26 protein-coding genes, 2 tRNA genes and 1 pseudogene are annotated in these 24477 nt (G+C 66.0%); 18 read left to right on the forward strand and 11 right to left on the reverse strand.

The annotated features are described in order from the left end of the window. The first annotated feature begins 40 nt into the window (after positions 1-40). Complete coding sequence (locus tag ATE67_RS09420; protein ID WP_058816500.1) at positions 41-1342, forward strand: MFS transporter; 1302 nt, start codon at positions 41-43, stop codon at positions 1340-1342. On the opposite strand, the gene ATE67_RS09425 is transcribed toward ATE67_RS09420, so the two are convergent. Beyond that, positions 1339-3669: a CDC48 family AAA ATPase gene (locus tag ATE67_RS09425; protein WP_058816501.1), complete on the reverse strand. Its 2331-nt coding sequence runs from the start codon at positions 3667-3669 to the stop codon at positions 1339-1341. The two genes, ATE67_RS09420 and ATE67_RS09425, sit on opposite strands and share 4 nt — an antisense overlap. A 153-nt stretch (positions 3670-3822) precedes the next feature. Here ATE67_RS09425 and ATE67_RS09430 point away from each other — a divergent pair, with 153 nt between their 5' ends. Further along, complete coding sequence (locus ATE67_RS09430) at positions 3823-4701, forward strand: LysR substrate-binding domain-containing protein (protein WP_058816502.1); 879 nt, start codon at positions 3823-3825, stop codon at positions 4699-4701. A 101-nt stretch (positions 4702-4802) separates the two neighbouring features. Here the strand turns inward: ATE67_RS09430 and ATE67_RS09435 are convergent. After that, positions 4803-4877: transfer RNA gene (locus ATE67_RS09435), tRNA-Thr, on the reverse strand. Positions 4878-4993: 116 nt separating this feature from the next. On the opposite strand from ATE67_RS09435, the gene ATE67_RS21995 reads away from it, so the two are divergent. After that, complete coding sequence (locus tag ATE67_RS21995; protein WP_269433445.1) at positions 4994-5122, forward strand: hypothetical protein; 129 nt, start codon at positions 4994-4996, stop codon at positions 5120-5122. Here ATE67_RS21995 and ATE67_RS09440 read toward each other — a convergent pair. Both ATE67_RS09440 and ATE67_RS09445 read right to left on the reverse strand, forming a co-directional pair. Next, positions 5112-5426 (reverse strand): DUF1905 domain-containing protein, encoded by a 315-nt coding sequence (locus tag ATE67_RS09440; RefSeq protein ID WP_058816503.1) that lies wholly within the window; start codon positions 5424-5426, stop codon positions 5112-5114. The genes ATE67_RS21995 and ATE67_RS09440 overlap by 11 nt on opposite strands. Then, on the reverse strand, positions 5427-6362 hold the full coding sequence (locus tag ATE67_RS09445; RefSeq protein ID WP_058816504.1) for a peptidylprolyl isomerase: 936 nt from the start codon (positions 6360-6362) through the stop codon (positions 5427-5429). 74 nt (positions 6363-6436) lie between these two features. Here ATE67_RS09445 and ATE67_RS09450 point away from each other — a divergent pair. After that, positions 6437-6527: transfer RNA gene (locus tag ATE67_RS09450), tRNA-Ser, on the forward strand. A gap of 573 nt (positions 6528-7100) precedes the next feature. On the opposite strand, the pseudogene ATE67_RS21830 reads toward ATE67_RS09450, so the two are convergent. The 4 genes and pseudogenes from ATE67_RS21830 to ATE67_RS09470 form a co-directional block, all read right to left on the reverse strand. Continuing rightward, positions 7101-8126, reverse strand: a pseudogene (locus tag ATE67_RS21830) (recombinase family protein); the annotation flags it as partial. Between the two features lie 18 nt (positions 8127-8144). Then, entirely contained in the window at positions 8145-8399 is a 255-nt protein-coding gene (locus ATE67_RS09460) for a hypothetical protein (protein WP_021691168.1), read from the reverse strand. Positions 8400-8514: 115 nt separating this feature from the next. After that, positions 8515-8808 (reverse strand): type II toxin-antitoxin system RelE/ParE family toxin, encoded by a 294-nt coding sequence (locus ATE67_RS09465; protein WP_021691169.1) that lies wholly within the window; start codon positions 8806-8808, stop codon positions 8515-8517. Continuing rightward, positions 8805-9056, reverse strand: coding sequence for a CopG family ribbon-helix-helix protein (locus ATE67_RS09470; protein WP_231728118.1), 252 nt, complete (start codon positions 9054-9056; stop codon positions 8805-8807). Before ATE67_RS09470 ends, ATE67_RS09465 begins: the two co-directional genes overlap by 4 nt. A gap of 481 nt (positions 9057-9537) precedes the next feature. Here ATE67_RS09470 and ATE67_RS09475 point away from each other — a divergent pair, with 481 nt between their 5' ends. From ATE67_RS09475 to ATE67_RS22095, 6 genes are all read left to right on the forward strand, one after another. Then, a complete protein-coding gene (locus tag ATE67_RS09475) occupies positions 9538-11592 on the forward strand; it encodes a ParB/RepB/Spo0J family partition protein (protein WP_021691171.1) in 2055 nt (684 codons plus the stop codon). A gap of 668 nt (positions 11593-12260) precedes the next feature. Beyond that, complete coding sequence (locus ATE67_RS09480; protein ID WP_021691172.1) at positions 12261-12560, forward strand: DUF736 domain-containing protein; 300 nt, start codon at positions 12261-12263, stop codon at positions 12558-12560. A 287-nt stretch (positions 12561-12847) separates the two neighbouring features. Beyond that, positions 12848-13687, forward strand: coding sequence for a DUF932 domain-containing protein (locus ATE67_RS09485; protein WP_021691173.1), 840 nt, complete (start codon positions 12848-12850; stop codon positions 13685-13687). A gap of 516 nt (positions 13688-14203) precedes the next feature. Continuing rightward, a complete protein-coding gene (locus tag ATE67_RS09490; protein ID WP_021691174.1) occupies positions 14204-14476 on the forward strand; it encodes a DNA -binding domain-containing protein in 273 nt (90 codons plus the stop codon). Positions 14477-14623: 147 nt separating this feature from the next. Then, positions 14624-14845, forward strand: coding sequence for a transcriptional regulator domain-containing protein (locus ATE67_RS09495; RefSeq protein WP_021691175.1), 222 nt, complete (start codon positions 14624-14626; stop codon positions 14843-14845). A gap of 49 nt (positions 14846-14894) precedes the next feature. Continuing rightward, positions 14895-15407, forward strand: coding sequence for a DUF2285 domain-containing protein (locus ATE67_RS22095; RefSeq protein WP_429860915.1), 513 nt, complete (start codon positions 14895-14897; stop codon positions 15405-15407). A 106-nt stretch (positions 15408-15513) separates the two neighbouring features. Here the strand turns inward: ATE67_RS22095 and ATE67_RS09510 are convergent, their stop codons facing one another. The 3 genes from ATE67_RS09510 to ATE67_RS09520 are packed head-to-tail and all read right to left on the reverse strand — an operon-like array spanning position 15514 to position 17172. Then, a complete protein-coding gene (locus ATE67_RS09510; RefSeq protein WP_021691178.1) occupies positions 15514-15795 on the reverse strand; it encodes a hypothetical protein in 282 nt (93 codons plus the stop codon). A 3-nt stretch (positions 15796-15798) separates the two neighbouring features. Then, positions 15799-16788: a caspase family protein gene (locus ATE67_RS09515; RefSeq protein WP_021691179.1), complete on the reverse strand. Its 990-nt coding sequence runs from the start codon at positions 16786-16788 to the stop codon at positions 15799-15801. Between the two features lie 12 nt (positions 16789-16800). Beyond that, complete coding sequence (locus ATE67_RS09520; protein WP_021691180.1) at positions 16801-17172, reverse strand: TIR domain-containing protein; 372 nt, start codon at positions 17170-17172, stop codon at positions 16801-16803. 215 nt (positions 17173-17387) lie between these two features. Here ATE67_RS09520 and ATE67_RS09525 point away from each other — a divergent pair, with 215 nt between their 5' ends. From ATE67_RS09525 to ATE67_RS09560, 8 genes are all read left to right on the forward strand, one after another. Beyond that, on the forward strand, positions 17388-17654 hold the full coding sequence (locus ATE67_RS09525) for a helix-turn-helix transcriptional regulator (protein WP_021691181.1): 267 nt from the start codon (positions 17388-17390) through the stop codon (positions 17652-17654). After that, positions 17651-18157: a DUF2840 domain-containing protein gene (locus ATE67_RS09530; RefSeq protein WP_021691182.1), complete on the forward strand. Its 507-nt coding sequence runs from the start codon at positions 17651-17653 to the stop codon at positions 18155-18157. Before ATE67_RS09525 ends, ATE67_RS09530 begins: the two co-directional genes overlap by 4 nt. Then, positions 18154-18699, forward strand: coding sequence for a S26 family signal peptidase (locus ATE67_RS09535; RefSeq protein ID WP_021691183.1), 546 nt, complete (start codon positions 18154-18156; stop codon positions 18697-18699). Before ATE67_RS09530 ends, ATE67_RS09535 begins: the two co-directional genes overlap by 4 nt. Positions 18700-18735: 36 nt before the next feature. Further along, complete coding sequence (locus tag ATE67_RS09540) at positions 18736-19071, forward strand: DUF736 domain-containing protein (protein WP_021691184.1); 336 nt, start codon at positions 18736-18738, stop codon at positions 19069-19071. A 187-nt stretch (positions 19072-19258) separates the two neighbouring features. Then, the gene (locus ATE67_RS09545) at positions 19259-19987 is read left to right on the forward strand and encodes a lytic transglycosylase domain-containing protein (protein WP_021691185.1); all 729 of its coding nucleotides are present in this window, start codon (positions 19259-19261) and stop codon (positions 19985-19987) included. Positions 19988-20225: 238 nt separating this feature from the next. Continuing rightward, positions 20226-21983 carry a relaxase/mobilization nuclease domain-containing protein gene (locus ATE67_RS09550; protein ID WP_021691186.1) on the forward strand — a complete coding sequence of 586 codons (1758 nt, stop codon included), beginning with the start codon at positions 20226-20228 and terminating at the stop codon, positions 21981-21983. Between the two features lie 19 nt (positions 21984-22002). Next, complete coding sequence (locus ATE67_RS09555) at positions 22003-23976, forward strand: conjugal transfer protein TraG (RefSeq protein WP_021691187.1); 1974 nt, start codon at positions 22003-22005, stop codon at positions 23974-23976. A gap of 9 nt (positions 23977-23985) precedes the next feature. Next, complete coding sequence (locus tag ATE67_RS09560; protein WP_021691188.1) at positions 23986-24414, forward strand: CopG family transcriptional regulator; 429 nt, start codon at positions 23986-23988, stop codon at positions 24412-24414. Positions 24415-24477 lie beyond the last annotated feature (63 nt).

Consider the following 24477-nt stretch of genomic DNA (forward strand, 5'->3'; position numbering starts at 1 on the left):
GCGCGGGTCGGCGGCCAGCTTCAGGGTTAAAGCGAAGGAAATGGCGAAACCATCGAATTCCATTGCCGCCGATCGGATGGCCGTGCTGTTCGCGATCATGCTCGTCGCCGCAGCGGGCAATACCGCGATGCAGTCTATCCTGCCCGCAATCGGCGCCAAGCTTCACATTCCCGATGTTTGGGTCAGCCTGGCCTTCAGCTGGTCGGCGCTGCTCTGGGTGCTCACCGCGCCGCACTGGGCGCGCAAGTCGGACAAGCATGGGCGGAAGGCGTTGATGGCGCTCGGCGTCGTCGGCTTCTTTACGTCGATGGCGCTGTGTGGGCTGACGCTGTGGGCGGGGCTGGAGGGGCTGCTCGGCGCGGGCTTCACCTTCATCGTCTTCGCGATATTCCGCAGCCTTTACGGCGGCCTCGGGTCGGCGTCGCCGCCCGCGGTGCAGGCCTATGTCGCCTCGCGCACCGATCCCGAGCATCGAACGCAGGCGCTGTCGCTGGTGTCCTCGTCCTTTGGCCTCGGTACGGTGATCGGTCCCGCGATCGCGCCCTTCTTCATCCTGCCGATCGTCGGTCTTGCCGGTCCCTTGCTCGTTTTCGCGCTGATCGGGCTGGCAGTGCTCGTGATGTTGCGCTGGCGCCTGCCGAACGATACGCCGCGCTTCGCGGCGCGCGGCGCCATCGCCTCCTACCCGCTTTCGGCCGGTCCCGCCGAGCCGACCGGCGAGGAGGAGAATGATCCCGATGCGCCCGACCAGGAACCGCTGAGCTGGCGCGACAGCCGGGTTCGCCCCTGGCTGCTCGCGGGCTTCTTCGGCGGGCAGGCGCAGGCGATGATGCTCGGCGTCATCGGCTTTCTGATCCTCGACCGGCTCCACCTGCGCCTCCGGCCCGACGAAGGCGCCGCGATCACCGGCATCGTGCTGATGGGCGGCGCGTTCGCGACGCTGCTGGCGCAATGGGGGCTGATTCCGCTATTGAAGCTGACGCCGCGCTCCACCGTGCTCGCCGGATCGATCCTTGCCATCCTAGGCATCCTAATGACCGGCCTCGCACAGGATTTGCACGCGATCGTCATCGGCTTCGCGACCGGCTCCTTGGGCTTCGGCCTGTTTCGTCCCGGCTTTGCGGCAGGCGCATCGCTATCGGTGCCGCGCCGCGATCAGGGCGCGGTGGCGGGCATGACGGCCTCGATCAACGGCTCGGCGTATATTGTTTCGCCCGCGATCGGCGTGTTGCTCTACAACTGGCACCCAATGCTTGCCTACGGCCTGATGGCCGGCTTTTGCGCCTGGCTGGTGGCGTGGGGCTGGCGCGCGCTGCGGCAGGACCAGCCCCGCTCGGCCTAGTCTTTCGTCTCGTCGTCGTGCTTGCGCTCGCGGACGGGTTTGAGCATGCCCGGCGCGAAGAAGCCGATCGGATCGACGCTCATTGCGGCCTGCTTGATCTCGCCCTGGATCTTTTCATAGTCCTTTTCCATCGCTTCGGTGACCGAGGCGCGGGTGTCCTTCAGCGCAGTCTCGAAATCGTCCATCGTCACCGTATCGCTGGCGATCGACCGCTTGAGCGCAGCAAGCCCTGCGCGGCGGGTCAGATCCTCGAGATCGGCGCCGGTGAAGCGATCGCTCCGCTCGGCAAGCACTTTCAGGTCGACGTCGCTGCCGAGCGGCATCTTGCCCGTCTGGATTTCGAGGATGCGCTGCCGCCCCTCGGCATTGGGAACCGACACATAGATCAGCTCGTCGAGCCGCCCGGGCCGCAGCAGGGCGGGATCGATCAAATTCGGGCGGTTGGTCGCGCCGATGACGACCACCGACTGCATCTCCTCGATCCCGTCCATTTCGGCGAGGATCGTGTTGACGACGCGTTCGGTCACCTGCGGCTCGCCCGACGTGCCGCTGCCACGCGCGGGGACCAGGCTGTCGAGCTCGTCGATGAAGATGATCGTCGGCGCGACCGCCCGGGCCCGCGCGAACAGCCGTGCAATCTGTTGCTCGCTTTCGCCATACCATTTGGAGAGCAGGTCGGACGATTTGATCGAGATGAAATTGGCGTCGGATTCGCGCGCCGCCGCCTTTGCTAGCAAGGTCTTGCCGGTCCCGGGCGGGCCATAGAGCAGAAAGCCCTTGGCGGGGCGGATCCCCAACCGCCGGAAAGCCTCAGGGTTCTTCAGCGGCAGCTCGATTCCCTCGATCAGCTTGTCGCGCGCCGGGTCGAGGCCGCCGATGTCGCTCCAGCGCGTTTTCGGCGCCTGCACCATGACTTCGCGCATCGCCGAAGGCTGCACACGCTTCAGGGCATTGTTGAAATCCTCGCGGGTCACCCGCAATTCCTCGAGCACCTCGGGCGGGATGGTCCCCTCCGCAAGGTCGAGTTTCGGCATGATCCGCCGCACCGCCTCGATCGCCGCCTCGCGGGTCAAAGCCGCCATGTCGGCGCCGACAAAGCCAAAGGTCGTGCGCGCCAGTTCGGCCAGATCGACATCGTCGGACAGCGGCATACCGCGCGTGTGGATACCCAGGATTTCGCGCCGCCCGGTCTCGTCGGGCACGCCGATCACGATCTCGCGGTCGAAACGGCCCGGACGACGCAGCGCTTCGTCGATCGCATCGGGGCGGTTGGTGGCGGCGATCACGACCAGATTGGTGCGCGGCTCAAGGCCATCCATCAGGGTCAGCAGCTGTGCGACGAGGCGCTTCTCGGCTTCGCCCTGCACTTGGCCCCGCTTCGGCGCGATCGAATCGATCTCGTCGATGAACAGGATCGACGGCGCCGCCTTTGCGGCCTGTTCGAACACGTCGCGCAGCCGCTTTTCGGACTCGCCATAGGCGCTGCCCATGATCTCCGGTCCGTTGATCAGAAAGAATTGCGCGTCGCTTTCGTTCGCGACCGCGCGCGCGAGCCGCGTCTTGCCCGTTCCCGGCGGTCCATGCAGCAGAACGCCGCGCGGCGGATCGACGCCAAGCCGCTGGAACAGCTCGGGATAGCGCAGCGGCAGCTCGACCATCTCGCGCAGCTGGTCGATCGTTTCCCCCAGTCCGCCAAGATCGTCGTAGGTGACGTCGGTGCGGCGCGCGTCCTGTGGCTCCTGATATTCGGGGAGCAGCTCGACTTCGGTATTTTCGTCGATCGTCACGACGCCCTTGGGATTCGCAGAGACGACGAGCAGGCGCACCTCGGCGAGCGCATAGGCCGGCGCATTGAGCATCTGGCGAAGCTGCGGCGGCATGTCGCCCGAGGGCAGCCGCTGCTGCCCCGCGGTCGCGACCGTGTCGCCGGCGACGAGCGGGCGGCCGAAGAAACTGCGCTTCAGCGCGTTGGCCGAGCCCTGCAGCCGCAGATTTTCCTGCGCGGGCGCGAACACGACGCGAGTGGCCGGGCGCGTCTCGACGCGGCTGAGCACGACCATGTCGCCCGCCCCCGCCCCGGCATTGGCGCGTTGCAGCCCGTCGAGGCGGATAACCTCCAGCCCCTCGTCTTCGGCATAGGGGCCGACGACCCGCGACGCGGTCTCGCGCTTGCCGCTGATCTGGATCACATCGCCTTCAGTCACGCCAAGCGCGGCCATCGCCGAGCGCGGAATGCGGGCAATGCCGCCGCCGCTCTCTTCAGCGCGGGCATTGGCCACCTGCAGTTTGACCGTTCTTTCTTTTAGCGCTGCATCGGCCAACGTCATTCTCCCGCAAAAAGGTCAGAATGCGGTAGATAGGATGGTCGTTCCGGATTTTCGACCCCTGCGAGGGCCACCAAATGATCGCCTCTATACCGCACTGCACAAATTTTCTGGAATGTCAGCAAGCGCCATGCCATCATCGCCGTCAAGACGATCATGGCACGCCTTCCTCCCCTCAGCAGCATGGAGGCCTTTCTGGAGGTCGCCCGCCACGGCACCGTCAAGGCGGCCGCGAGCGAGCTTGGCCTGTCGATGCCCGCGCTGTCGCGCAGGATCCAGACGCTCGAACATGCTGTCGGCCGCCCGCTCTTCGATCGCCACCATCACGGCCTGCGCCTGACCGAATCGGGCCGGGCGCTGCAGGAACAATTGTCGCCGATCCTCGACGAGCTTCGCGGCGTCATCGGGCGCATCGGCGGGCCGGACGCGTCGCTGCGCCTTCATCTCAACGTCCTGCCGCTCTTCGCCCAGCAGCGGCTGTTTCCGCGCCTGCCCGAACTGCGGCGCGAGCATCCCGAACTGCACATCGACATCGACACCATGTCGCATGCCGAAGCGCGCCTGGGCGAAGGCATCGACGCGGCGATCGCACTCGCACGCTCGATCGATCCCGCGCTCTACGCGGCGCGCCTCGACCAGGATCATGTCTTCCCGATCGCTGCGCGAACCCTCACCGACGACGGCCGCGCGATCGCGGTCCCGGAACAGCTCCAGCGGCTTCCGATCCTGCTGCATCGGGAAATGCCCGAGACCTTCACCGAGTGGAAAAAGGCGATCGGCATGCCTTATCTCGAACCCGCAGGGATCGATTTCTTCGATTCGGGCCCGCTGATGCTCGAAGCGGCCGCGCAGGGCATCGGTGTCGCCTTCATGCACGGTCATCATTTCGACGACGCGCACGACCCGCGGCTCATCCGCCTCTTCGATTTCGATGTCGAAAGCCCGTACAGCTATTGGTTCGTCTGCCGCCCGCGCGCGCTGCGTCAGCCGGCGGTCAAGCTGTTCCACGACTGGTTGCTGGGCGCGAAGATCTGAGCCGGGCGGTCGCGCGGACTGAATCCGCGCTTTTCGGGGGCTGCCGCTGCGCTCCGCACGCCGTGGCACTCAGACATCATGTCTTCGCTTTGGGTGGGAAATGGTGCTGCTGGACAGGATTGAACTGTCGACCTCGTCATTACCAATGACGCGCTCTACCACTGAGCTACAGCAGCAACCGGGGCGCCCGCAAACGCATGTTCGCCGGGCAGGCGCGGCCTATGGCGGGGCGACCTTCGCCTGTCAAGGTCGCAGGCTTGACGGGGCGCGAATTTCGCGAGATTGGGCACCGGTGAGCAAGCCTCCCTCCCCCGCCGACCTCGAACGCGAGCGACGCCTCGCCGAGGCGCTGCGTGAAAATCTGCGCAAGCGGAAGGCGCAAGCGCGCGAGCCAAAGACCGACACCCCGGTCAAAGTCTGACGGTCACCGTCACGGCATCGCCCTCGGATATCCCTTCGGCCTTGCGCACCGCGGCCTTGACCGGGAGCAGCCAGCCGTCGCTTTCGCGATGCGGAAAGACCGAAGTGCTCCAGCTCGTATCGCCGATCGTCGCGCGCACCTTCGCCGATCCGAAGCCCTTGCGCCCGTCGAGCCATTGGCCGCCGATGGCGGCGAGCCGGATCCCGTCGGCGACTTCTCCCGAAATGGTGACGAAGAACCATGCCGCAGGCGCGGTCGCCGACTGCCAGCGCCAGAGCGGCGTCGTGACGGTGAAATCCTCCACTTACTTCGCGGCGACGGGGCGAATGGGTACGGGAATGTTGCAGATGTCGGCGCCGCCGGCCGGACGAATGAAGAAGGGGTCGCGGCGGTTGGCACGCGCGTCTGCATAGCGTCCGAAGCTGTTGCTGTCGGTCGAGAGATATTCGAATTTCGGCTGCTTCGCGACGGGCAGCTCGCTCGCCAGCCGGATCGACCTGATCGGGATGCGTTCGGCTTTGCTCTCATAGAATCCCAGCGCGCCAGTTCCGCGCGGCAGGCTCGACAAATGCTCGATCCCGCTGATCACCCGGCCGACGAGCGCTATATTGCGATCGAGGTGCCGCGGCGCGTGACCGATCACGGTATAAAGCTCGGCGCCGGACCCGGTGTCCGGCGACATGTTACGGCCGACGCCGACCATGCCGTAGCAGTGCAGCGGCCAACGGCGCACCGAATCGGGAGTACCTTCGGCCGCCACGGGCCATCCCTTTTCGAAAGAAGCATAGCGGCTGACGTCGCCGTTCGGGATCAGCAGCTTTGCAAAGCGCTGCCAGCCCGGCGCATCTCCCACTGTCACATAATCGTTCTCGGATATCGTCGCTAAGCCTTCGGGCAGCGGCTTCTTTTCGGTCGCATCGCCCCACTGGGCGACATAATTGTCCTGCACCCGGTTGACGCTCGTCCCGTCCCACCAATGCGCGGCGGCGAGCTTGCGGATGTTGGCGATCCAGCCCTGGCTGAAAGGCGCGGGCATCAGCTGGATGACGACGCGGCGCGGCTTGCCCTTTGCATCGGGCGCAAGGTCCATGACGAGCAGGGCCGACGGCGCGATCGCGACCCAGTCGGCCGCGGGCGCCGCCGCCGCGATTTCGCCGGGCGACGGGATCGGAGCGGGCTCCTGGGCATGGACGGGAAGAAAAAGCGACGCCGCAGCCGCGGCCAGGAGCAGATGTTTCATGGGCGTCTGTCTGCCACGCCCAATCGGCTTGCGAAAGCCCTGCCAAGCGATTAGGGCGCCCGTTCCAAGCATGCGGAGCGGTGGCCGAGTGGTCGAAGGCGCTCGCCTGGAAAGTGAGTATGGGTCAAAAGCCCATCGAGGGTTCGAATCCCTCCCGCTCCGCCACTTCGGAACAACGATGGGCACTCCGCCCGCCGCCGTGGCTACGCCATTGGCGGCCAGCACGCGGAGCAGGTTGCTCTTCGATCCCATGATGCGGACCTCGCCGCGATCGACCTCGACCCGCTGCGCCAAGGCGCGAAGATGGTCGCGGCGATAGCCGCCGCCTTCCGTGCGGATGCGCCGCCGCGCCGTTGACGCGAACTTTCGCAACGTGGCCGGCGTGATGGCCTGCTGCGTCGAGTTGAGCAGGAGGGCCGAGGCCCGCTCGGCATCCGCCCGCGCCTGATCGCGAGTCGCCTTCAAGGCGACGATGCGATCCCTGAGCGCCGGATCGTCCAAATCGGCGACGCCGCTTTCGATCGCGTCGTAGAGCCGTTTCAGGCGCAGCTCGGTCTCGGCGGATCGCCGGTTCAATTCCGCGATATGCTCGCGGCGCCGGTCGCTGCGCTCCTGTCGACGATCCAGAACCTCGGCTAGTACATCCTCCAGCCGGTCGGGATCGAGCAGCCGGTCGGCCAGATAGTTTGCGACCAGATCGTCCAGCCGCTCCATCGAAACCGTCATGCCCTCGCAGGCGGTCGCGCCCTGCCGCGCCTTCATCGAACAGGTGTAATAGCGATAGCGCCCACCCTTCCCGGTGCGAATCGTCATCGCGCCGCCGCACTTCCCGCAATGGATCAGGCCCGTCAGCAGCGTCGGGCCACCGACGACCTGCGGATGGGCGACCTTCGGGTTGCGCGCCTTGAAATGTGCCTGCACCGCATCGAACGTGGCCTGGTCGATGATCGCCGGAACCTCGACCGCGATCACTTCCTCGGAGGGCTTCAATTCCTTGCTCTTGCCGCGCTTGTTGAACTCGTGGCGGCCGATATAGGTCGGCCGGGTCAGCATCCGATGAACCGTGCCGATGCCCCAGCGGCCGCCGTCGCGCGTGAAGATACGGCGCTCGTTGAGATGCTTGGTGATCGACTTCACGCCCATCGGGCCGGATGTGCCGTCGCCTTCCAGCGCCAGCTTGAACGCCAGCCGCACCGTGTCGGCGTGGATCGGGTCGATCTCCAGCTTCTTCTTCATCTTCGCGCCGCGTTGCTCGGCATCGACCACGCGATATCCGATCGGCGGCAGCGAGCCGTTCCAGAAGCCTTGCCGGGCATTTTCCTTGAGCGCGCGAAGGACGTGCTTCGCATTCTCCTTCGACTGATATTCGTCGAACAGCGCCATGATCTGACGCATCATGACGTGCATCGGATCGTCGCCCATTTCCTGCGTGATCGACAACAGCTTGACGCCGTTCTTGGCGAGCTTGCGAACGTAGAACTCCAGTTCGAAGTGATCGCGGAAGAAGCGCGAGAAGCTGTGGACCACCACTACGTCGAACGACGCGGGCTTGCTGGTCCCGGCCTCGATCATGCGCTGGAACTCGGGCCGCCGGTCGTTCGTCGCCGATGCGCCGGCCTCGACGAAGGTATCGACCAGCTCCAGTCCCCGCGACAGGCAATAGGCTTCGCCCTGCTTGCGCTGATCGGGGATCGACACGTCATGCTCGGCCTGCCGCGCCGTTGAAACGCGCAGGTAAAGGGCGGCGCGCAGCGGCACGGTCATGGTAGCGAACTCCTCACATCATTGGCACGGCCCGAACAGCTCGTCGAAAACGTCGCCGAACCATGCCTCGAACACATCCACTTCCGCACTCGTGACCGGCACGCGCTCGGGCCAGTCGTCGGTGACGGTCCAGGTCGAAAGATCGTCCTTCGGGCTTTTCCCCGCGCAAGGACGGAGGCTGCCGACCGGCAGCGTGGCATAGTCGAACAGGTCGTCCGGGCATTCGGCCCGGCGACGATGGGGGCGACGATGGACTTTGCGGGCAAGGGCCATCCCGACAGGCTGCTTCGCGCTCGCGCCTCATGCAAAGCCTCTGTCGCGGCGAAGCGCAGATAGGGGCGAAGGGCGGCGCGCTGCATCGTAGCGTTCGATGCGGCCGGCCTCATCGTCAGTCGTCCGACTCGAAGCTGCGCTCCTCGCGGCAATGCCACAGGCGCAGGATGAAGATCGTCGCATCCGCAATCTCGTAGCGCAGCTCGTAATTGCCGACGATGATGCGCCGAACCTCGCGCGGCTCGTAGGCGTCCAGCTTCTCGCCGATCCGGGGATAGTCGAGCAGCCGATCCGGCGCGCGCGAGAGCTGCTGCACGACCCGCGCCGCCGCCTCCGGGGCAACCGGACGCAGATGCTCGTGCAGCCGCACCAAATCCGAGGACGCCTTGCCGGTCCACTTGATCCTCATGCCGAAGGCGGCGGCAGCGGGGTGTCAGTGCCGAGGCTGTCCGCCCAAGCGCGCACGGCCTGATGGTCGATCACGCGCCCGGCATCGACATCTTCCATTGCTTCGAGCGTCATGCGGTGACGCTCCTCCTCCTGATCAACCCAGGCGGCGAGCGCCTGTTTCATCACCCAGCCACGCGAGCGTTCGAGCCGCGAGGCCATTGCTTCAACCTTCTCCGCGAGGTGCAGCGGGACGTGTGCGGTCAACACTTTTGTCTCAGTCGCCATGTTCATCACCTGCTATCAACCCGATTAAAATATAATCGAAATAGGCTGGAAAAGCAAGGTCAGCAGAATGGCTTGGCGCCTCCCTACGGGACCGCCGCTCTATCTCCGCTGCGCTCCGACCGAGCCCCTGACGGGTCTCGTCCCTGCCGGGTGACGATCAGCATGGCGGGGTGGCGCTGCTGCGCCGTTCGGCAATCCGCTGCGCGGATTGTTGTCTTTCCGATCTGCGGAGATCGAGCCAGGGCTGCGCCAGCCCGATCGCATCTGGTCGTTTCTCTCCCCGTCGATGGGGTGGGCGACGCTTCCCTTTAGGCCCGCCGCGCCGGGCCGCAACGCGCTGTTGGCGCGTCCTCCACTGCGTTCCGGTCCTGCGGATGCTGCCCGGCTCCGCCAGCGGGCCAACGGCAAGCTTCTTCGCCGCCCACCCCATTCCGGGGTGAGTGTGGTTTTTAGGAGAAGTGTGATGAACGCTGTTACCGAAATCCTAGCCGCCGAGCCTGTGTCGGGCGTCGAGATTTTCGTGCCGCTCGCCAAGCTCAAGAAGTCCCCGCGCAATGCCCGCAAGGTGCCGCATGGGGAAGCCGCTATCGAGGCGCTGGCCGCTTCGATCCAGCACAAGGGGCTGATCCAGAACCTTGTCGTAGAGCCGGAAACCAAGGAGGACGGGACGCCGACCGGCAACTATCTCGTTACCGCTGGTGAAGGCCGCAGGCTGGCGATGTTGCTGCGCGCCAAGCGCAAGCAGATCAAGAAGTCGGAAGTCGTGCGCTGCTGGCTCGATACCGCCAACGATCCGTCCGAAATCAGTCTGGACGAGAACGTGACCCGGACCCCTATGCACCCCGCCGACCAGTTCGAGCGGTTCCGCGAACTGTCCGAAAGCAAGGGCTATGGCGTGGAAGAAATCGGCGCGCGGTTTGGCGTGTCGGCTGGCGTGGTGAAGCAGCGGCTTCGCCTTGGCGCTGTCTCGCCCAAGCTGTTGCAGGTCTATCGGGAGGACGGTCTTACGCTGGATCAGCTTATGGCCTTCGCTATCACCGAGGACCATGACCGGCAGGAGCAGGTTTTCGCCAACCTGCATCACAACCGCGAACCGTGGATCATCCGGCGCGACATGACCGCAAGCAATGTCGTGGCAGAGGACCGGCGCGCGATATTCGTCGGAGCCGAAGCTTACGCGGAAGCGGGCGGCAACATCATCCGCGACCTGTTCAGCGAGGATCGTGGCGGGTTCTTCGAGGATGCGGGTTTGCTCGATACGCTCGCCGTCGAGAAATTGCGCGAAGTTGCCGAGCGCGTTCAGGCCGAGGGCTGGAAATGGGCCGAGGCGCATATCGACTATCCCCACGCCCACGGGATGCGGCGCTTCTATCCGCAGACCGTCGCCCTGTCCGACGAGGAGGAGGCGCGGGTCGATGAGGCATGGGCCGAGTACGACCAGATCGTCGACGGCTATGACTCGCTGGATGAAATGCCCGAGGATTTGGCGGCGAAAGCCCGTGCGCTGGACGCCGAAATGGACGCCCTGTCCGCCAAGCGTTCCGCCTACGACCCCAATGTGATCGCCAATGGCGGTGCGTTCGTCGTACTTCAACATGACGGCACGGTCAGGGTCGAGCGCGGTTTCGTGCGGGCCGAGGACGAGGCGTTGGCGGACCCCCAGCCGGAGCCGGAAGAAGGCGATGCGACCGAGCCGCAGATGGGCGACGACGAGCAGCCGGAGGACGGCGACGAGGACGTGCAGGATGCCGACGAGGACGAAGACCCGGGCAAGCCGATTTCCGACAGCCTCACCCGTGACCTGTCCGCCTATCGGACGCTGGCGCTTCGCGTGGCGCTGGCCGAGCAGCCCGATATGGCCCTGATCGCGCTGACCCACACGCTGACCGCGCAACTTTTCTACAGCTATGCGGAGGCCGGTTGCCTTGAGGTTCGTCCGACCGTGACCCCCTTGGGGAGCCATGCGGACGGGATCGAGGACACGCCATTGGCGGCACGGGCGAGCGAGCAGCACGAGGCATGGGCCGAGCGGATGCCGCGCGACGTGGCGGACCTGTGGGGCTTCATCGTCGGGCTGGACGAGGCGAAGCGGATTGCGTTGCTGGCGCATTGCGCGGCTCGCACCGTCAACGCTCTGCGGTTGCCGTGGGACCGCAAGCCCCGGTCGCTGCAAACGGCGGACAGGCTGGCGGACGCGCTGGCGCTGGACGTGGCGAAGGACTGGACGCCGACCGTGGACAGCTACCTTGGCCGCGTCACCAAGGCGCATATCGTGGACGCTGTGACCGAAGGCGTGTCCGAGGACGCCGCTCGCCGCATCGCGGACATGAAGAAGCCGGACATGGCGCAAGCCGCCGAGCAGCTTCTTTCCGGGACCGGCTGGCTTCCTGCCGTGCTGCGGACGCCCGAACCGGAGGGAGCGGACCCCGCGCCTGCGGAGCCGGAGGACGCGGATAGCGTGGAGCAGCCGCCCGAAGTGGAGGACAGCGAAGCATCCTTTGCTGTCGCCGCCGAATAGCGGCACGGGGCCGGGACCGCGCGAGCGGTCCCGGCTTCTTTTTGTGACCGGCGAAAAATCGCGGCCGCGCCCGTTGGGGCGCGGCCGCTTTCCCATTGCACAGGCGCCCCGCTCCGAGGACGCGGGGCGGCGTGCTGATAGCGGATCGACCGTTGCATTTCTGGAGGTGGGTTCGTCGAGTAAAGTTGCAGACCCACGCGGCGGGACCGCTCGGCGACTATGATGCGGGCGATGAGCGACGGTCTATGCCAGCCTCGCGCGGGATCTCGGCGAACACATAGGGAGCGTCAGCGGCGTTCGCTCTCCTGTAGTCTTTGCGAAGGATTACTTGCGAGGTGAGCCTGGCGCGGTCCAGCAAAGAAGCGAATGCCCTCCGACTGACGATGCCCATCATAGCCACGGCGTAGAATTTCCGGCTCGGCGACAACCGCGCGGCCTCTCGATTGGCTTGATCTAACCGGGGCCGGCTTCGCCTTGATCGGCCTGGCGCAACGGCGCCGCGCGGCTTTTTTCCGCCGCCTTCGGCTTTGCATCGCGAAACAAAAAAGCCGCGCGTCGCCATCCTCCGCTGTGCTTCGGCCGCAAGCGGTGCGCGTCCGATCATCCCCGCTTCACCGATCGCCATCGAGGCCGCGGCGGTCGTGGCCCGAAGCAAAAGGAACTTCGACATGGCCACCATCGGCACCTTCACCCAGGCGGGCAACGGCTCCTTCAGCGGAACCATCAAGACGCTCACCCTCAACGCAAAGGCCACCCTCCGTCCGATCGAGAAGGAGAGCGATAAGGCCCCCGATTTTCGTCTCGTGGTCGGCACGGTCGAGTGCGGCGCGGGATGGAAGAAGACCAGCCGCGAGAACCGCGACTACATCTCGGTCAAGCTGGACGATCCGACCTTCGCGGCTCCGATCTACGCCACTCTGGTCGAAACCGAGACCCCCGGCGAATACGCTCTCATCTGGTCGCGCTGACCTCGACACGGCGCCCCGCTCCCTCTGAGCGGGGCGCCTTCGTGTGTTGGTTCGCCAGTTCATAATATGGACGGGCCATCGGCCCGGCATGTTGTGAGGTGCTTGGGGCGCCGCCCCCAGCGCCCTTCGGAGCGGCTTCCGCCCAGCTTCCTTCACGCGCGAGCGCGTTCCGTGCAGCCGGTTCCCCGCGAAGCCGCCCACTCCGGTTGCACCCCCGGTCTCGCCGACGGGCAGGGTTTCAGCGCGGCGTTCCGCTGCGCGGAAACCCAAGCCCAAGGAGTTCAGCCATGTGTCATCAGCTTGCCACCCGGTTCGGCCGCAACGCCCATCAGATCAGCGGCCGTGAGGCGCTCGACAACGAGGCGCTGTATCGGCACGTGCCGTCCATCTTCGCCCGCGAGGCGCACGACAGCCGTTCGGAGCGCTATGTCTATGTTCCGACCATCGACATCGTGGAGGGGCTGCGCCGGGAAGGATGGTTCCCTTTCTTCGCGGTTCAGTCGGTTCCGCGCGACGGCAGCCGCCACGGCCACGCCAAGCACATGCTGCGCCTGCGCCGGGACGACGGTATCGGCAAGCCCGAGGCGGCCGAAGTCATCATCGTCAACAGCCATGACGGGACCAGCGCCTATCAGATGTTCGCCGGGATGCTGCGGTTCGTCTGCACCAATAGCATGATCGCGGGCGAGCGGTTCGAGGAGGTCCGCGTGCCGCACAAGGGCAACATCCAGCACGATATAATCGAGGGTGTTTACACCGTGGCGGAGGACTTCCCCCGGCTGATCGACGCCAGCGAGACCATGAAGGAGGTTCGGCTTTCCGAGGAAGAGCGCCGCTTACTCGGCGAGGTCAGCCTGGTCGCGCGCTACGGAGAGGACGAAAGCCCGTTGCGGCCCGAGCAGATCATCGAGCCGCGCCGCCGCGAGGACATGGGTGACAGCCTGTGGACCACGTTCAACGTCATTCAGGAGAATGTCGTTCGGGGCGGATTACAGGGCCGCAAGCGCAATGCCGAGGGCCGTATCCGCCGCAGCCAGACCCGCGCCATCAACGGCATCGACCAGAACGTGACGCTCAATCGCGCGCTTTGGACACTGGCCGAAGGGATGCAGCGCCTCAAAGCCTAACTATCGCCGCCGCAGGGCCGAGCTCGGCCCTGCGGCTTCGCCATTTCCGCGCCGATCCGCTGCGGCGGATCGGCGGCGGCCGCGCGTCCCCAAGGTCCGCGCGGCCGCAAAGGTTCGCTCGCCGGGCTGCCGCCCGGCTCGCTTTGGGTAGTCATTTCGGCAGTGCTGTTCTATGAAGTCCTCGGGCCGCTACGCGGCGGCCTGGGGTGTGGAAACCCCGGATTAACCGGTTCGGCGCCGGCCGTGACGGCGTCGCGATCCTTGACCATGCGGTCGGGGAGCCTGCGACGTATGTCCAGGTGCCTCGGTGCTAAAGGTCGTAGGAACCGAGTTAATCCGGTTTTCCAACTCCCCGATCACGGGTTCAGGAGCTGTTTGCGGGGGCGCACCGCAAATCAGCAGCCCTGTGAATTGTCGAGGCATTGCAGATTCCGCGCGCAGTCATGCAGAACGAGCGCATCGAAAATGCTCCGACATTGGCTTATTGGTTAACGCGGGCGGGAAGTCGGGGGCATCATGGTCAAGATGGGATTCGATGAATGCGCGCCTGATTCGCAGCAGCTCACCAGCTATGACGAGGGTCATTTGGCGGACTATCTGCGCTTGTTAGATGCTAACGCAGATGGAACCGATTGGCGCGAGGCAGCGGGACTGATTTTCGGCATCGACGCCGCCGTGGAGCCGGATCGTGCGAAGACGATGCATGACACTCATCTAGCTCGCGCGCGGTGGATAACAGAGGTGGGATATGCTCATCTGCTCGGCTGTCAGCCCCCGCTAAACCGTTAAAATTGAACTCCAATTTGGATCGAGTTCGGTTGTTATGGTCCCGCCCGCGCGACATGGTTGTGCGCGATCTTCGCTCTATCCTGTAGGTAAGGCGGCGACGATGTTGCGTTCTCCGAAATCCGCGCAGAGCGCGGCGGGGAGGATGCAATGCCGACGCCACCTGGGCGTCGCCAGCGGCGCGCCGGCGGACTGTCCGACGCCCTCGGGCGCGCCGATTTAGCAGCTGAGTTCCTACGCCGAAACCGCACCTATCGCGCCGAACACACGCAGATGCAGCAGCGCATCGCGAGCGGCGCCGTCGCGAAGAACGCCGCCGAGACGGCGTTCGCGCGGCGCTGGGGGTTGTCCTTTCGCCACGGCGCCGGATGAGCTTTTAGAGTCGGTCATCTGGCGCCCGGAGCTGACCGCCGTCACGGTCATTCTCGACGCCGCGCCGGAGGGATTTGAGACCGCCGCCCCGGTCCCTCCGCGCGCGCTGGGCGCGCTGCTCGCCGACCTGGCCGGGATCGACGGCCGCCATGTCGTCGTCGCCGACGCGGCCGGCGAGCATCGGCTGTGGCTGCGCGATCCTGCACCGGGCAAGCCGCTCGCCGCGATCATTCCGCTCGACAAGGACTTCATCACCCGGATCGCGAGCCTGCTGCGCTTTCACCGGCGTCTGCTCGGCCGGACAGCCGGGCCGCTGCCGCGCGGCTGGCCGCTGACGGCCTATCGGCTCGCACGGCTCGACCTGATGCTCCGCGCGATAGACCTCCGTCAGAACGGCGCAACCTACCGCGAAATCGCGACAGCGCTGGGACGCGATGACGCTGCCCGTCTTTCCGCGAGCGACTGGAAAATGTCGGCCTCGCGGTCATTCGTCGTGCGCCTGGTCCGCGACGGCATCGCCATGATGAATGGCGACTATCGCAAGCTGCTCCGCATTCGTTGATCGTCCTAAACGGCCCCTCGAAATTGGATTATAGGACTTTCACGCAATATAAGGTCGCGCAGTTTCCGGCGCGGCGGCGTTGCGGCAGCAAAGTAACGACCTAACATCAAGAACGAGCATTGAGAGCGGTGGCTATTAGGGGCAGGTAGCGACTAACTTGATCGCGGTCGCTTTGCTTCTCTTTGGCGCTGAGATCATGGTAGTCCGTCGCCGCTTGCCGATCCCATCGTTCCACCAGTTCGGCAGGCAAGACGAGCGAGCCGTCTGCTTGCCTGACGCCCTTTGAATGCATGTATCGCTGCCAATGTGACCAGCGCTCATGCTCGATCGCAGCCAGTTCGTCCATGAGACCGTACAAGACGGCATCGACGTCGATCGGATCGCCCATCGGTTAGATGAGCCCGTCAGCGACAAGCTGCCGATAATGCTGTCCGAGAACCGTCAACTCGCAGGACTTGCTGTTCATCGCTGCGTGCCACATGTGGGCTTCCCCGACCGGACGAACCAAATTTACCTTCACATAGCGCTGTAACACCGCAAAGACCGCGTTCTTTTGGGGGTCTGGTGGCGGTAGATTTGGGTCAGCCTTCTGTTCCTCCGTGCGTTCCGGCTCGTAGCTGGGATCTAGGGGAAAATCATAGTCCGGGCGGGGGAAATATGTCGCCAGCACTTGCAAATCCGCAAGCGGGATCGGTGCTGCAGCCTTACGCAATGACACGAAGGTCTTCACATTGGTCTTGAACATAGGGCGTTGTGCCCAAGGGCCAAGAGATTGATCGATATGCGCATAGACGCTGCCGGGCGTTACGTCGCCAAGTAGATTTGCAGCCGCACCGCCGAGTGCATCGACGAATAGGCTCGTGAAGACACCGGCCCCACCTCCGGGAACTTCCATCGCATATTGCTCTGCGGTTGAAGCCGTCAGAATGGTCATGCCTTCCTTCACTTCGGCAATCATCTGCTCCGGCCGCGTGCCTGCAACGCCACTGTGGCAACTATCGAGAATGACGATCTTGTTCTTTGCGGGAGACTTCCCTGCGAGAGTCATCAACTCGGAGAGCGAGAGACCATCGTCGCCAGACTTGCATTCCGTGCCACACAGAAAACCGCCAGTATCTTCAATGTAGCCATGACCGGCAAAATAGAAGAGCGCGATTTCCGAATCGTCAGCAAATAGTTCTCTAACCGCGTCCTTGAGCCGCCCCTTTTCGACTCGATCCGTCGCGCTGGTTCCAGTCAGCAACATCGGCGTGGCGAAATTGACAGTGCCGTCGGCATGCCGTTCGAGCACGCTTTTCACCGAGTGAGCGTCATTTACGCAACCACTCAGGCCGCCAATGTGGTCGTAGTGGTCGATACCGACAATGAGAGCCTTACGCACAAATGCACCTCATCAAAGCGAGTCGATGAAGCCGCTGATATTCGTGTCGCTCCAGACGTACGTGGTCACGCCCGCCAGACTGGTCCGGTCATTGGAGTAGGCGTAGATGCCTCGAATAGGCTTACCCTCTTCCTGAGCGCACTGAATCTCCCATTTTTGGCCGCTCGAAGTCAGCGAGTTTTTGCTTACGAGGACGATCACACCGTCTGAACGACGGATGCGAGTGCGCACCTTCGTCTTCCAATCATTGTCGTAAGCCTGCTTCACCGACATGTCGATGAACTCATACGGAGCGCGGGGATGAAGCGACTGCCCCTTCAAGAAATCCCGCTGGCGTTCGTCTTCGATTGCGAACGCGATGAACACCACTTTCTTGTCAGCCATCTCTGCCCCCAAGTGATTCTGGATAAGCCAGTAAACCTGTGATTGCATATAGCGGCTGGGACGCAAGGAAGACATAGTTCATTCCGCTTCCGGCTGAGGCCGATCGCCCTCGCGGGGTGGTCGCGTCCGTGCAGCCGCACATCTTCATACCCCACCCGGCCGCCTCAGTTCTGACAATTACGCCTCCTGCCGCCACCGCCCGCAGGAGCAGTCACTTGTCCGATACGCCTCCCAATCTGCCGCCCCGCTTCCTGCGCACGCCGGAAGCCGCGCGGTTTCTCGGCCTCTCCGGCCGGACCCTCGAAAAGCACCGCTATTTCGGGACCGGCCCTGCCTACCGCCGGATCGGCGGGCGGGTGGTCTATTCGGTCGATGACCTGCGCGCCTGGGCCGACATCGGCATCAAGCACTCGACCTCCGATCCGGGGCAGGACGACCTCATGCCGCGTGCGGATTCGGCCATCGCTCGGAGCCGGCGATGACCGTCCCACCGTCGCCCATGCGCCACCGCCAGCCGTCCGATGACGGCATGACCCGCGTTGAACTGACCTGGATCGAGAAGCGGATCGAGCACTGGATCAGGTTCGGCCGCGTCGCGGTGGACGAAATCGTTGATCGCCGCCGCCGCATCGTCCAGTTCCGTCCCGGCGCGATCTTCGCGTTCGTCCGATGGGCGGCGAACGACTACGGCACGGTCAGCTCGCGCATTGACATCGTGCGCGCGGTCGGCGCGAACGAGCCGTTCACGACGCTCCCGTTCGTGCGGCCGGGCGGCGACATCCTGCTCAAGATCGAAGGCTGGCCCAAGGTCAGCCAAGTGCTCGCCGCGATCGACGCTACCGAGGCGGCCGGCGTCGATCCATGCGACGCCGCGCCCGATCACTGGCGGCATGTCGCCAACCGGATCGCGGCCGGACAGCAGCCGCGCCCCTACACGATTGAGCGTCATCGCGCCTGGCTTAAGCGCCGGGAGATCGAAGGATGACGCGCCGTGGATGGGCCATTGCGACAGCATCCGCCGCGTCGCTGTTCGCCGCGTCGTTCCTCGCCGTGGCGGTGTTCGACCCGTTCCCGCGCGTCGTCTGGAACGCCAGCGCCAGCGCGCCGATCGGACTATACCGGATCGAGCCGCTGCCCGATCCGCCGCACGGTGCATTGGTCGCCGTGAAGCCGCCACCAGCGCTGGCGCGATGGCTGGCGGAGCGCGGCTATCTCGGCGAGCGTGTGCCGCTGTTGAAGCATGTCGCGGCGCGGCCGGGACAGATCGTGTGCCGCATCGACGCGGTGGTAAGCGTCGATGGGCGGCCCGTCGTCGTCGCCCAGCAGCGTGACGGCCGGGGCCGCACGCTGCCGGTCTGGCAAGGCTGCCGCACGCTGCGCGCCGGTGAGCTGCTGATGCTCAACCCCGACCACGCCGACAGCATGGACGGCCGCTATTTCGGGCCGCTGCCGGCCTCGACGGTGCTCGGCCGCGCCACGCCGATCCTCACCCGCAACACGCCCGACGCGCCGCTCACCTGGCGCTGACCCGCTTTCCCGCCCGCCAACCCAAAGGAGATTCCCATGCAGATCGGCAGCTTCTTCCGCACCGCCAAAGGCTACGAAGGCATCATCGAGACGGCGACGCTCGACATCCGTATCTCGATCGTTCCGGCCGAGCAGAGCGACGCCGACAAGGCGCCGGACTGGCGCGTCCATCGCGGCGATGACGGCGAAGGCCCGGAGATCGGCGCCGGCTGGAATGAGACCGGCGAACGCGCCGGGGATTACGTCTCGCTGCGCATCGACGACCCCGCCTTCGCGCAGCCGCTTCGCGCCGCGCTGTTCCAGAGCACCGCCGACAAGTCGGCTTGGTCGCTGCGCTGGAACCGTCAGCCGAAGTCGCGCGAGCAGGATTGATCCGGTGCGCTTCCCCATAATCCCTTTGTTCGCGGGAAAACCGTCTCATCCCTCCGTCCCGCTCGGTCGCAGGCCGGCCGGCGCGCGCAGCGAAGGTCAAGGGCGGCCAAAGGCCGGCGCTCCGCGCGCACCCTTGAGCGTAGCGAGCACGCTGGCAGGCTGGCGGCGGAGTGGAGTGGGATCGGCAGTGGCGCCTGCCGTCATGCTGCTGTCCGGCGGCGTCGCGTCTGTCCCGGCGGTGGCGCAGGAAGTGCCGGCGGCGCGATCGGCGGCCGTCCATCCCTATGCCGGTCATGTCGCCGGGGCCGCGCGGCGGTTCGGCATCCCGGAAGCGTGGATATGGGCGGTGATGCGCGTCGAGAGCGGCGGCAATGCCCGCGCCGTATCGCGCGCCGGGGCGATGGGCTTGATGCAGATCATGCCCGCGACCTGGGCGGGGCTTCGCACCCGCTACGGCCTCGGCTCCGATCCGTTCGACGTGCGCGATAACATCATGGCGGGCGCGGCCTATCTGCGCGAGATGCACGACCGCTACGGCAACGCCAGCGCTATGCTGGCGGCCTATAATGCGGGACCGGGCCGCTACGACGACTTCGTGTCGCGCGGCCGTCCGCTGCCGCCCGAGACGGTCGGCTATCTGGCCCAGCTCGCGCCGATCACGGGCGCATCGAGCGCGGTGGAGGCGGCGACCACTGCTACGCCTGATCCGTTCGCATGGCGTCGTGCAGCGCTGTTCGTCCGCACCGCTAGCGCCGCTTCGGAAGCTGTCGTCGGGCAGTCGGACGGAGAAGAAGCCGCGTCCGAGCTGCCAACCGACCGGCCGACATCTGGCGGCGTTCGCGCTGCCGATCCGTCCGCCAATGAGCCGCGCGAAACGCTGTTCGTGTCCCGCGCCCGCGCGGGCCGACCGCAATGATCGGCCTGTCGCCCCCCTCATCCGTCCGAAGCAGTAAGGGGGCTGGGGAGGAGGAAAACGGCAGGGACAGACGAGGGCAAGATATAAGCCGCACCCCGTGTCGTCGAAAAGCCAAGGCTTTTCCGTGGCTTCACGCGGGGGCGTCGGTCGGCACGCGTGCCGCGCGGAAGGAAAAAGGCAGCAATATCAATGCGCCGAACGGCACCAAGGGCCGTTTTCGGCGGAAAGCGCCCCGGCCGTGAGCGAGGACAGCGAGTTCTGCGTCCGGCCGGGCAAGGCCAAGCGTAGCAAGGCGCAGGGGCGCAATGCGCGCGGTCTGGTGGCTGAGGTGCTGCGCGTCGCGGCGATCCACAGCAGCGGCAGGCGCACCGGGGGCGGGCCGCGCCGTGGCGGCCAGTCGAGTTTCGGCCGGGGCCGCACGGCGTTCGCGCGCAGTCGCCTGTTCGGCTCGGGCCGGCGAGTGATGGTCAAGATGCTGCCCGTCACCACGCGCAGTCGAGGCGGGCGGCGCATGGCGCCGCTGTCCGCGCACGTCGCCTATCTAAAGCGCGAGGGCGTGACCCGCGATGGCTCGCCGACCCGGATGTTCGACGCGGCCGGCGACAACGCAGACGATCGCGCCTTCACTGACCGTTGCAAGGACGATCGTCATCACTTCCGCATCATTGTATCGCCAGAGGATGCGGCCGAGCTGACGGACCTGCGCGAATACACGCGCGACCTCATGCGCCAAATGGAGACGGACCTGGGCACGCGGCTCGATTGGGTCGCGGTCGATCATTGGAACACCGACAATCCGCACGTCCATCTGCTTGTGCGCGGGCAGACCGACCAGGGTGCCGATCTCGTCATCTCCCGCGACTACATCAGCCACAATCTCCGGTCGCGCGCGCAAGACTTGGCTTTCGCCGAGCTGGGGCCGAAACCCGAACATGAGGTGCAGCGCGCGCTCGACCGCGAGGTGACGGCAGAACGCTGGACCCGGCTCGATGCCGAGATCCAGCGTTCTGCCGACGAGCTGGGCGTGATCGACCTGCGCGCCGAGCGGCCCGGCCCGGACGATCCGCGCCTCCGCCGGTTGATGGTCGGCAGGTTGCAGCATCTGGAAACGATGGGCCTCACTGCCGAGGGCGAGCCCGGCCAATGGGCCGTCGCCGAGGGCGCGCAGGCGAAGCTCCGCGAGTTGGGCGCGCGCGGCGACATCATCCGCACGATCGGCGCGGCGCTCAAGGACCGCGGGCAGGACCGGTCGCTCGACAGCTACGCGGTCCTCAGCGGCGCGCCCGACAAGCCGATCGCCGGCCGGTTGATCGACAAGGGGTTGCACGACGAGCTGACCGGCACGGCCTATGCGGTGATCGACGGCACAGACGGCCGCACGCATCATGTTCGGCTCCCCGGCATCGAGGCGCTAGAGCATAGCCCGGCGATCGGCGGTATCGTCGAGCTGCGCGCAATCGGCAAGCCCGGTGAGCCGAAACCGACCCTGATCCTTGCCACGCGGTCGGACCTCGACCTCACCGCGCAGATCAAGGCGCCCGGCGCGACGTGGCTCGACCATCGGCTGATCGAGCGCGGCGCGAGCGTCGCGGACAGAGGGTTCGGCGCCGAGGCGCGCCGCGCGATGGACGCGCGCACCGATCATCTTGTCCGCGAAGGACTGGCGCGCCGCTACGGCGAGCGGACCGTGTTCGAGCGCGGACTGATCGACACGCTGCGCCGCCGCGAGCTGGACGCCGTTGGCGCGAAGATCGCCAGCGAAACCGGGCTGGCCTATCGGCCGACGCAGGCCGGCGAGAAGATCGCCGGTGTCGTGCGGCAGCGTCTCGTGCTCGCCTCCGGCCGCTTCGCCATGATCGACGACGGTCTCGGCTTCCGCCTCGTGCCCTGGGCCAGCGCCCTCGAACAGCAGCTTGGCCGACAAGTCGCGGGCGTGATCCGCGATGGCGGCGGCCTCGACCTCGCGCTGGGCCGCAAACGCGGCCTCGGTCTGTAACCCCGAAAAGGAGTCCTCAATGTCCGCCACCAAGATTCTTTGGGGCCAGGTCTTCGCCGTCTTCCTGATCGTGCTCGCCGGGGTGTGGGGTGCGACGCAGTGGACGGCCGCCGCGCTCGCCTATCAGCCCGAGCTGGGGCCGCCCTGGTTCGCTGCGTTCGGCTGGCGCGTCTATCCGCCCCCGGCCTTCTTCTGGTGGTGGTTCTCGTTCGACGCCTATGCGCCCGCGATCTTCCAGACCGGCGCCTTCATCGCCGCGTCGGGCGGCTTCGTGTCGATCGCGGTCGCGATCGGCATGTCGGTGTGGCGGGCGCGCGAATTAAAGAACGCCGAGACCTATGGCTCGGCTCGCTGGGCGACCGAGCGGGAGGTGCGCGCAGCCGGGTTGCTAGGGCCGAACGGCGTGGTGCTTGGCAAGCTCGCCGCCGATTATCTGCGCCACGACGGTCCCGAGCATGTGCTGTGCTTCGCGCCCACGCGCAGCGGCAAGGGCGTCGGCCTTGTCGTGCCGTCACTGCTGACCTGGCCGGCCTCGGCGATCGTGCATGACATTAAGGGGGAGAACTGGACGCTGACCGCCGGCTTTCGATCGCGCCACGGCCGGGTGCTGCTGTTCGATCCGACCAACGCGGCGTCCGCTGCCTACAACCCGCTGCTGGAGGTGCGGCGCGGCCAGTGGGAGGTGCGCGACGTGCAGAATGTCGCCGACGTGCTGGTCGATCCCGAAGGCAGCCTCGAGCGTCGGAACCACTGGGAGAAGACCTCGCACTCGCTGCTGGTCGGCGCGATCCTCCATGTCCTCTATGCCGAGCCGGACAAGACCTTGGCGGGCGTCGCCGGGTTCCTGTCCGATCCCGGTCGCACGATCGAGCAGACTCTGGCCGCGATGATGGCGACGCCGCACCTGGGCAAAGCCGGCGTGCATCCTGTCGTTGCTTCCGCCGCGCGCGAGCTGCTGAACAAGTCCGACAACGAGCGATCGGGCGTGCTCAGCACGGCGATGTCGTTCCTTGGCCTGTATCGCGATCCCGTCGTCGCGCAGGTCACGCGCGCTTGCCAATGGCGCATATCGGATCTGGTCGAGGGCGATCGGCCGGCAACGCTCTATCTGGTCGTGCCGCCCAGCGACATATCCCGCACCAAGCCGCTGATCCGCCTCATCCTCAACCAGATCGGGCGCCGGCTGACCGAGGAGCTGACCCCGAAGGGCAACCGGCATCGGGTGTTGCTGATGCTCGACGAGTTTCCCGCGCTCGGCCGGCTCGACTTCTTCGAATCCGCCCTGGCGTTCATGGCCGGCTATGGACTCAAGGCGTTCCTCATCGCGCAGTCTCTCAACCAGATCGAAAAGGCTTACGGCCCGAACAACGCGATCCTCGACAACTGCCATGTCCGCGTGAGCTTCGCCACGAACGACGAGCGGACCGCCAAGCGTGTGTCGGACGCCCTCGGCACCGCGACCGAGATGCGGGCGATGAAGAACTATGCCGGGCACCGGCTGTCGCCGTGGCTGGGGCACTTGATGGTGTCGCGGTCGGAGACCGCCCGCCAGCTCCTCACGCCGGGTGAGGTGATGCAGCTCCCGCCCGACGACGAGATCGTGATGGTGGCGGGCGTCCACCCGATCCGCGCGAAGAAGGCGCGCTACTATCAGGACCGGCGGCTGTCCGAGCGGATCATGGCGGCGCCGGCGTCCGTGGCTGCCACGATCCGTCCCGACGATTGGACCGGGCGGCAGGCGGCCGCCGATCCAAAGCAGGTCGCGCGGATTGTCCGCGATGCGGAAGACGCGGCCAATGCCGGTCTGCGCCGGGAGCCCGAACTGCCCGAGCATGTCGCCATCGCGCCCGAAACGGCAGCACCGCCAGCCCAGGAGTTCGCCATCGTCGATGACGAACGGGACGACGCGGCGCGGCAGGCGGCCGTGCGGCGCCGGATGCAGGGACTTGCGCGGCAAGCGTCGCTCGACCCCGGCGACGGCATCGAGCTGTAGGAGGCGATCATGCGGACCCGGCTCAACGTCTATTTCCCGCCCGCGCTCGCCAAACAGGTTGACGAGCTGGCGATCCGGCGACGCATATCACGCTCGGCGATCGTGGAGGCGGCGGTGGCGTCCTACCTGTCGCCGGACGGCACCGACCGGATGGAGGCGGCGTTCGCGCGCCGGCTCGATCGCCTGTCGCGGCAGGTGCAGCGGCTGGAGCGCAATACCGGACTGAGCACCGAGGCACTGAGCCTGTTCGTCCGTTTCTGGCTGTCCGTGACCCCGCCGCTGCCCGACGAAGATCAGGCAGCGGCGCAGGTCAAAGGTCGTAAACGCTACGAGGGTTTTATCGAGACGCTTGGTCGGCGCTTCGCCAGCGGCAAGACCCTCATGGACGAAATACCGGAGGATGTCTGGCCGCGGTCAACATCGCCCGAGTCGGAGTAGCAGAAGCGCGCCGACCTTGATGTAGTCTGCAAGAGACTTCGCCTCCGGCACCGTATCTACCGC

Source organism: Sphingopyxis sp. H050 (genome assembly GCF_001468265.1).
Lineage (GTDB): Bacteria > Pseudomonadota > Alphaproteobacteria > Sphingomonadales > Sphingomonadaceae > Sphingopyxis.

Excerpts from the sequence above, each read along its gene's own strand:
- ATE67_RS09420 (WP_058816500.1), top strand. The coding sequence starts at position 41 with ATGGCGAAACCATCGAATTCCATTGCCGCCGATCGGATGGCCGTGCTG.
- ATE67_RS09495 (WP_021691175.1), top strand. The coding sequence starts at position 14,624 with ATGCCGACGCCACCTGGGCGTCGCCAGCGGCGCGCCGGCGGACTGTCC.
- ATE67_RS09475 (WP_021691171.1), top strand. The coding sequence starts at position 9,538 with ATGAACGCTGTTACCGAAATCCTAGCCGCCGAGCCTGTGTCGGGCGTC.
- ATE67_RS09560 (WP_021691188.1), top strand. The coding sequence starts at position 23,986 with ATGCGGACCCGGCTCAACGTCTATTTCCCGCCCGCGCTCGCCAAACAG.
- ATE67_RS09480 (WP_021691172.1), top strand. The coding sequence starts at position 12,261 with ATGGCCACCATCGGCACCTTCACCCAGGCGGGCAACGGCTCCTTCAGC.
- ATE67_RS09520 (WP_021691180.1), bottom strand. The coding sequence starts at position 17,172 with ATGGCTGACAAGAAAGTGGTGTTCATCGCGTTCGCAATCGAAGACGAA.
- ATE67_RS09540 (WP_021691184.1), top strand. The coding sequence starts at position 18,736 with ATGCAGATCGGCAGCTTCTTCCGCACCGCCAAAGGCTACGAAGGCATC.
- ATE67_RS09460 (WP_021691168.1), bottom strand. The coding sequence starts at position 8,399 with ATGGCCCTTGCCCGCAAAGTCCATCGTCGCCCCCATCGTCGCCGGGCC.
- ATE67_RS09465 (WP_021691169.1), bottom strand. The coding sequence starts at position 8,808 with ATGAGGATCAAGTGGACCGGCAAGGCGTCCTCGGATTTGGTGCGGCTG.
- ATE67_RS09430 (WP_058816502.1), top strand. The coding sequence starts at position 3,823 with ATGGCACGCCTTCCTCCCCTCAGCAGCATGGAGGCCTTTCTGGAGGTC.
- ATE67_RS09530 (WP_021691182.1), top strand. The coding sequence starts at position 17,651 with ATGACCGTCCCACCGTCGCCCATGCGCCACCGCCAGCCGTCCGATGAC.
- ATE67_RS09490 (WP_021691174.1), top strand. The coding sequence starts at position 14,204 with ATGGTCAAGATGGGATTCGATGAATGCGCGCCTGATTCGCAGCAGCTC.
- ATE67_RS09555 (WP_021691187.1), top strand. The coding sequence starts at position 22,003 with ATGTCCGCCACCAAGATTCTTTGGGGCCAGGTCTTCGCCGTCTTCCTG.
- ATE67_RS09445 (WP_058816504.1), bottom strand. The coding sequence starts at position 6,362 with ATGAAACATCTGCTCCTGGCCGCGGCTGCGGCGTCGCTTTTTCTTCCC.
- ATE67_RS09535 (WP_021691183.1), top strand. The coding sequence starts at position 18,154 with ATGACGCGCCGTGGATGGGCCATTGCGACAGCATCCGCCGCGTCGCTG.
- ATE67_RS09425 (WP_058816501.1), bottom strand. The coding sequence starts at position 3,669 with ATGACGTTGGCCGATGCAGCGCTAAAAGAAAGAACGGTCAAACTGCAG.
- ATE67_RS09485 (WP_021691173.1), top strand. The coding sequence starts at position 12,848 with ATGTGTCATCAGCTTGCCACCCGGTTCGGCCGCAACGCCCATCAGATC.
- ATE67_RS09510 (WP_021691178.1), bottom strand. The coding sequence starts at position 15,795 with ATGGGCGATCCGATCGACGTCGATGCCGTCTTGTACGGTCTCATGGAC.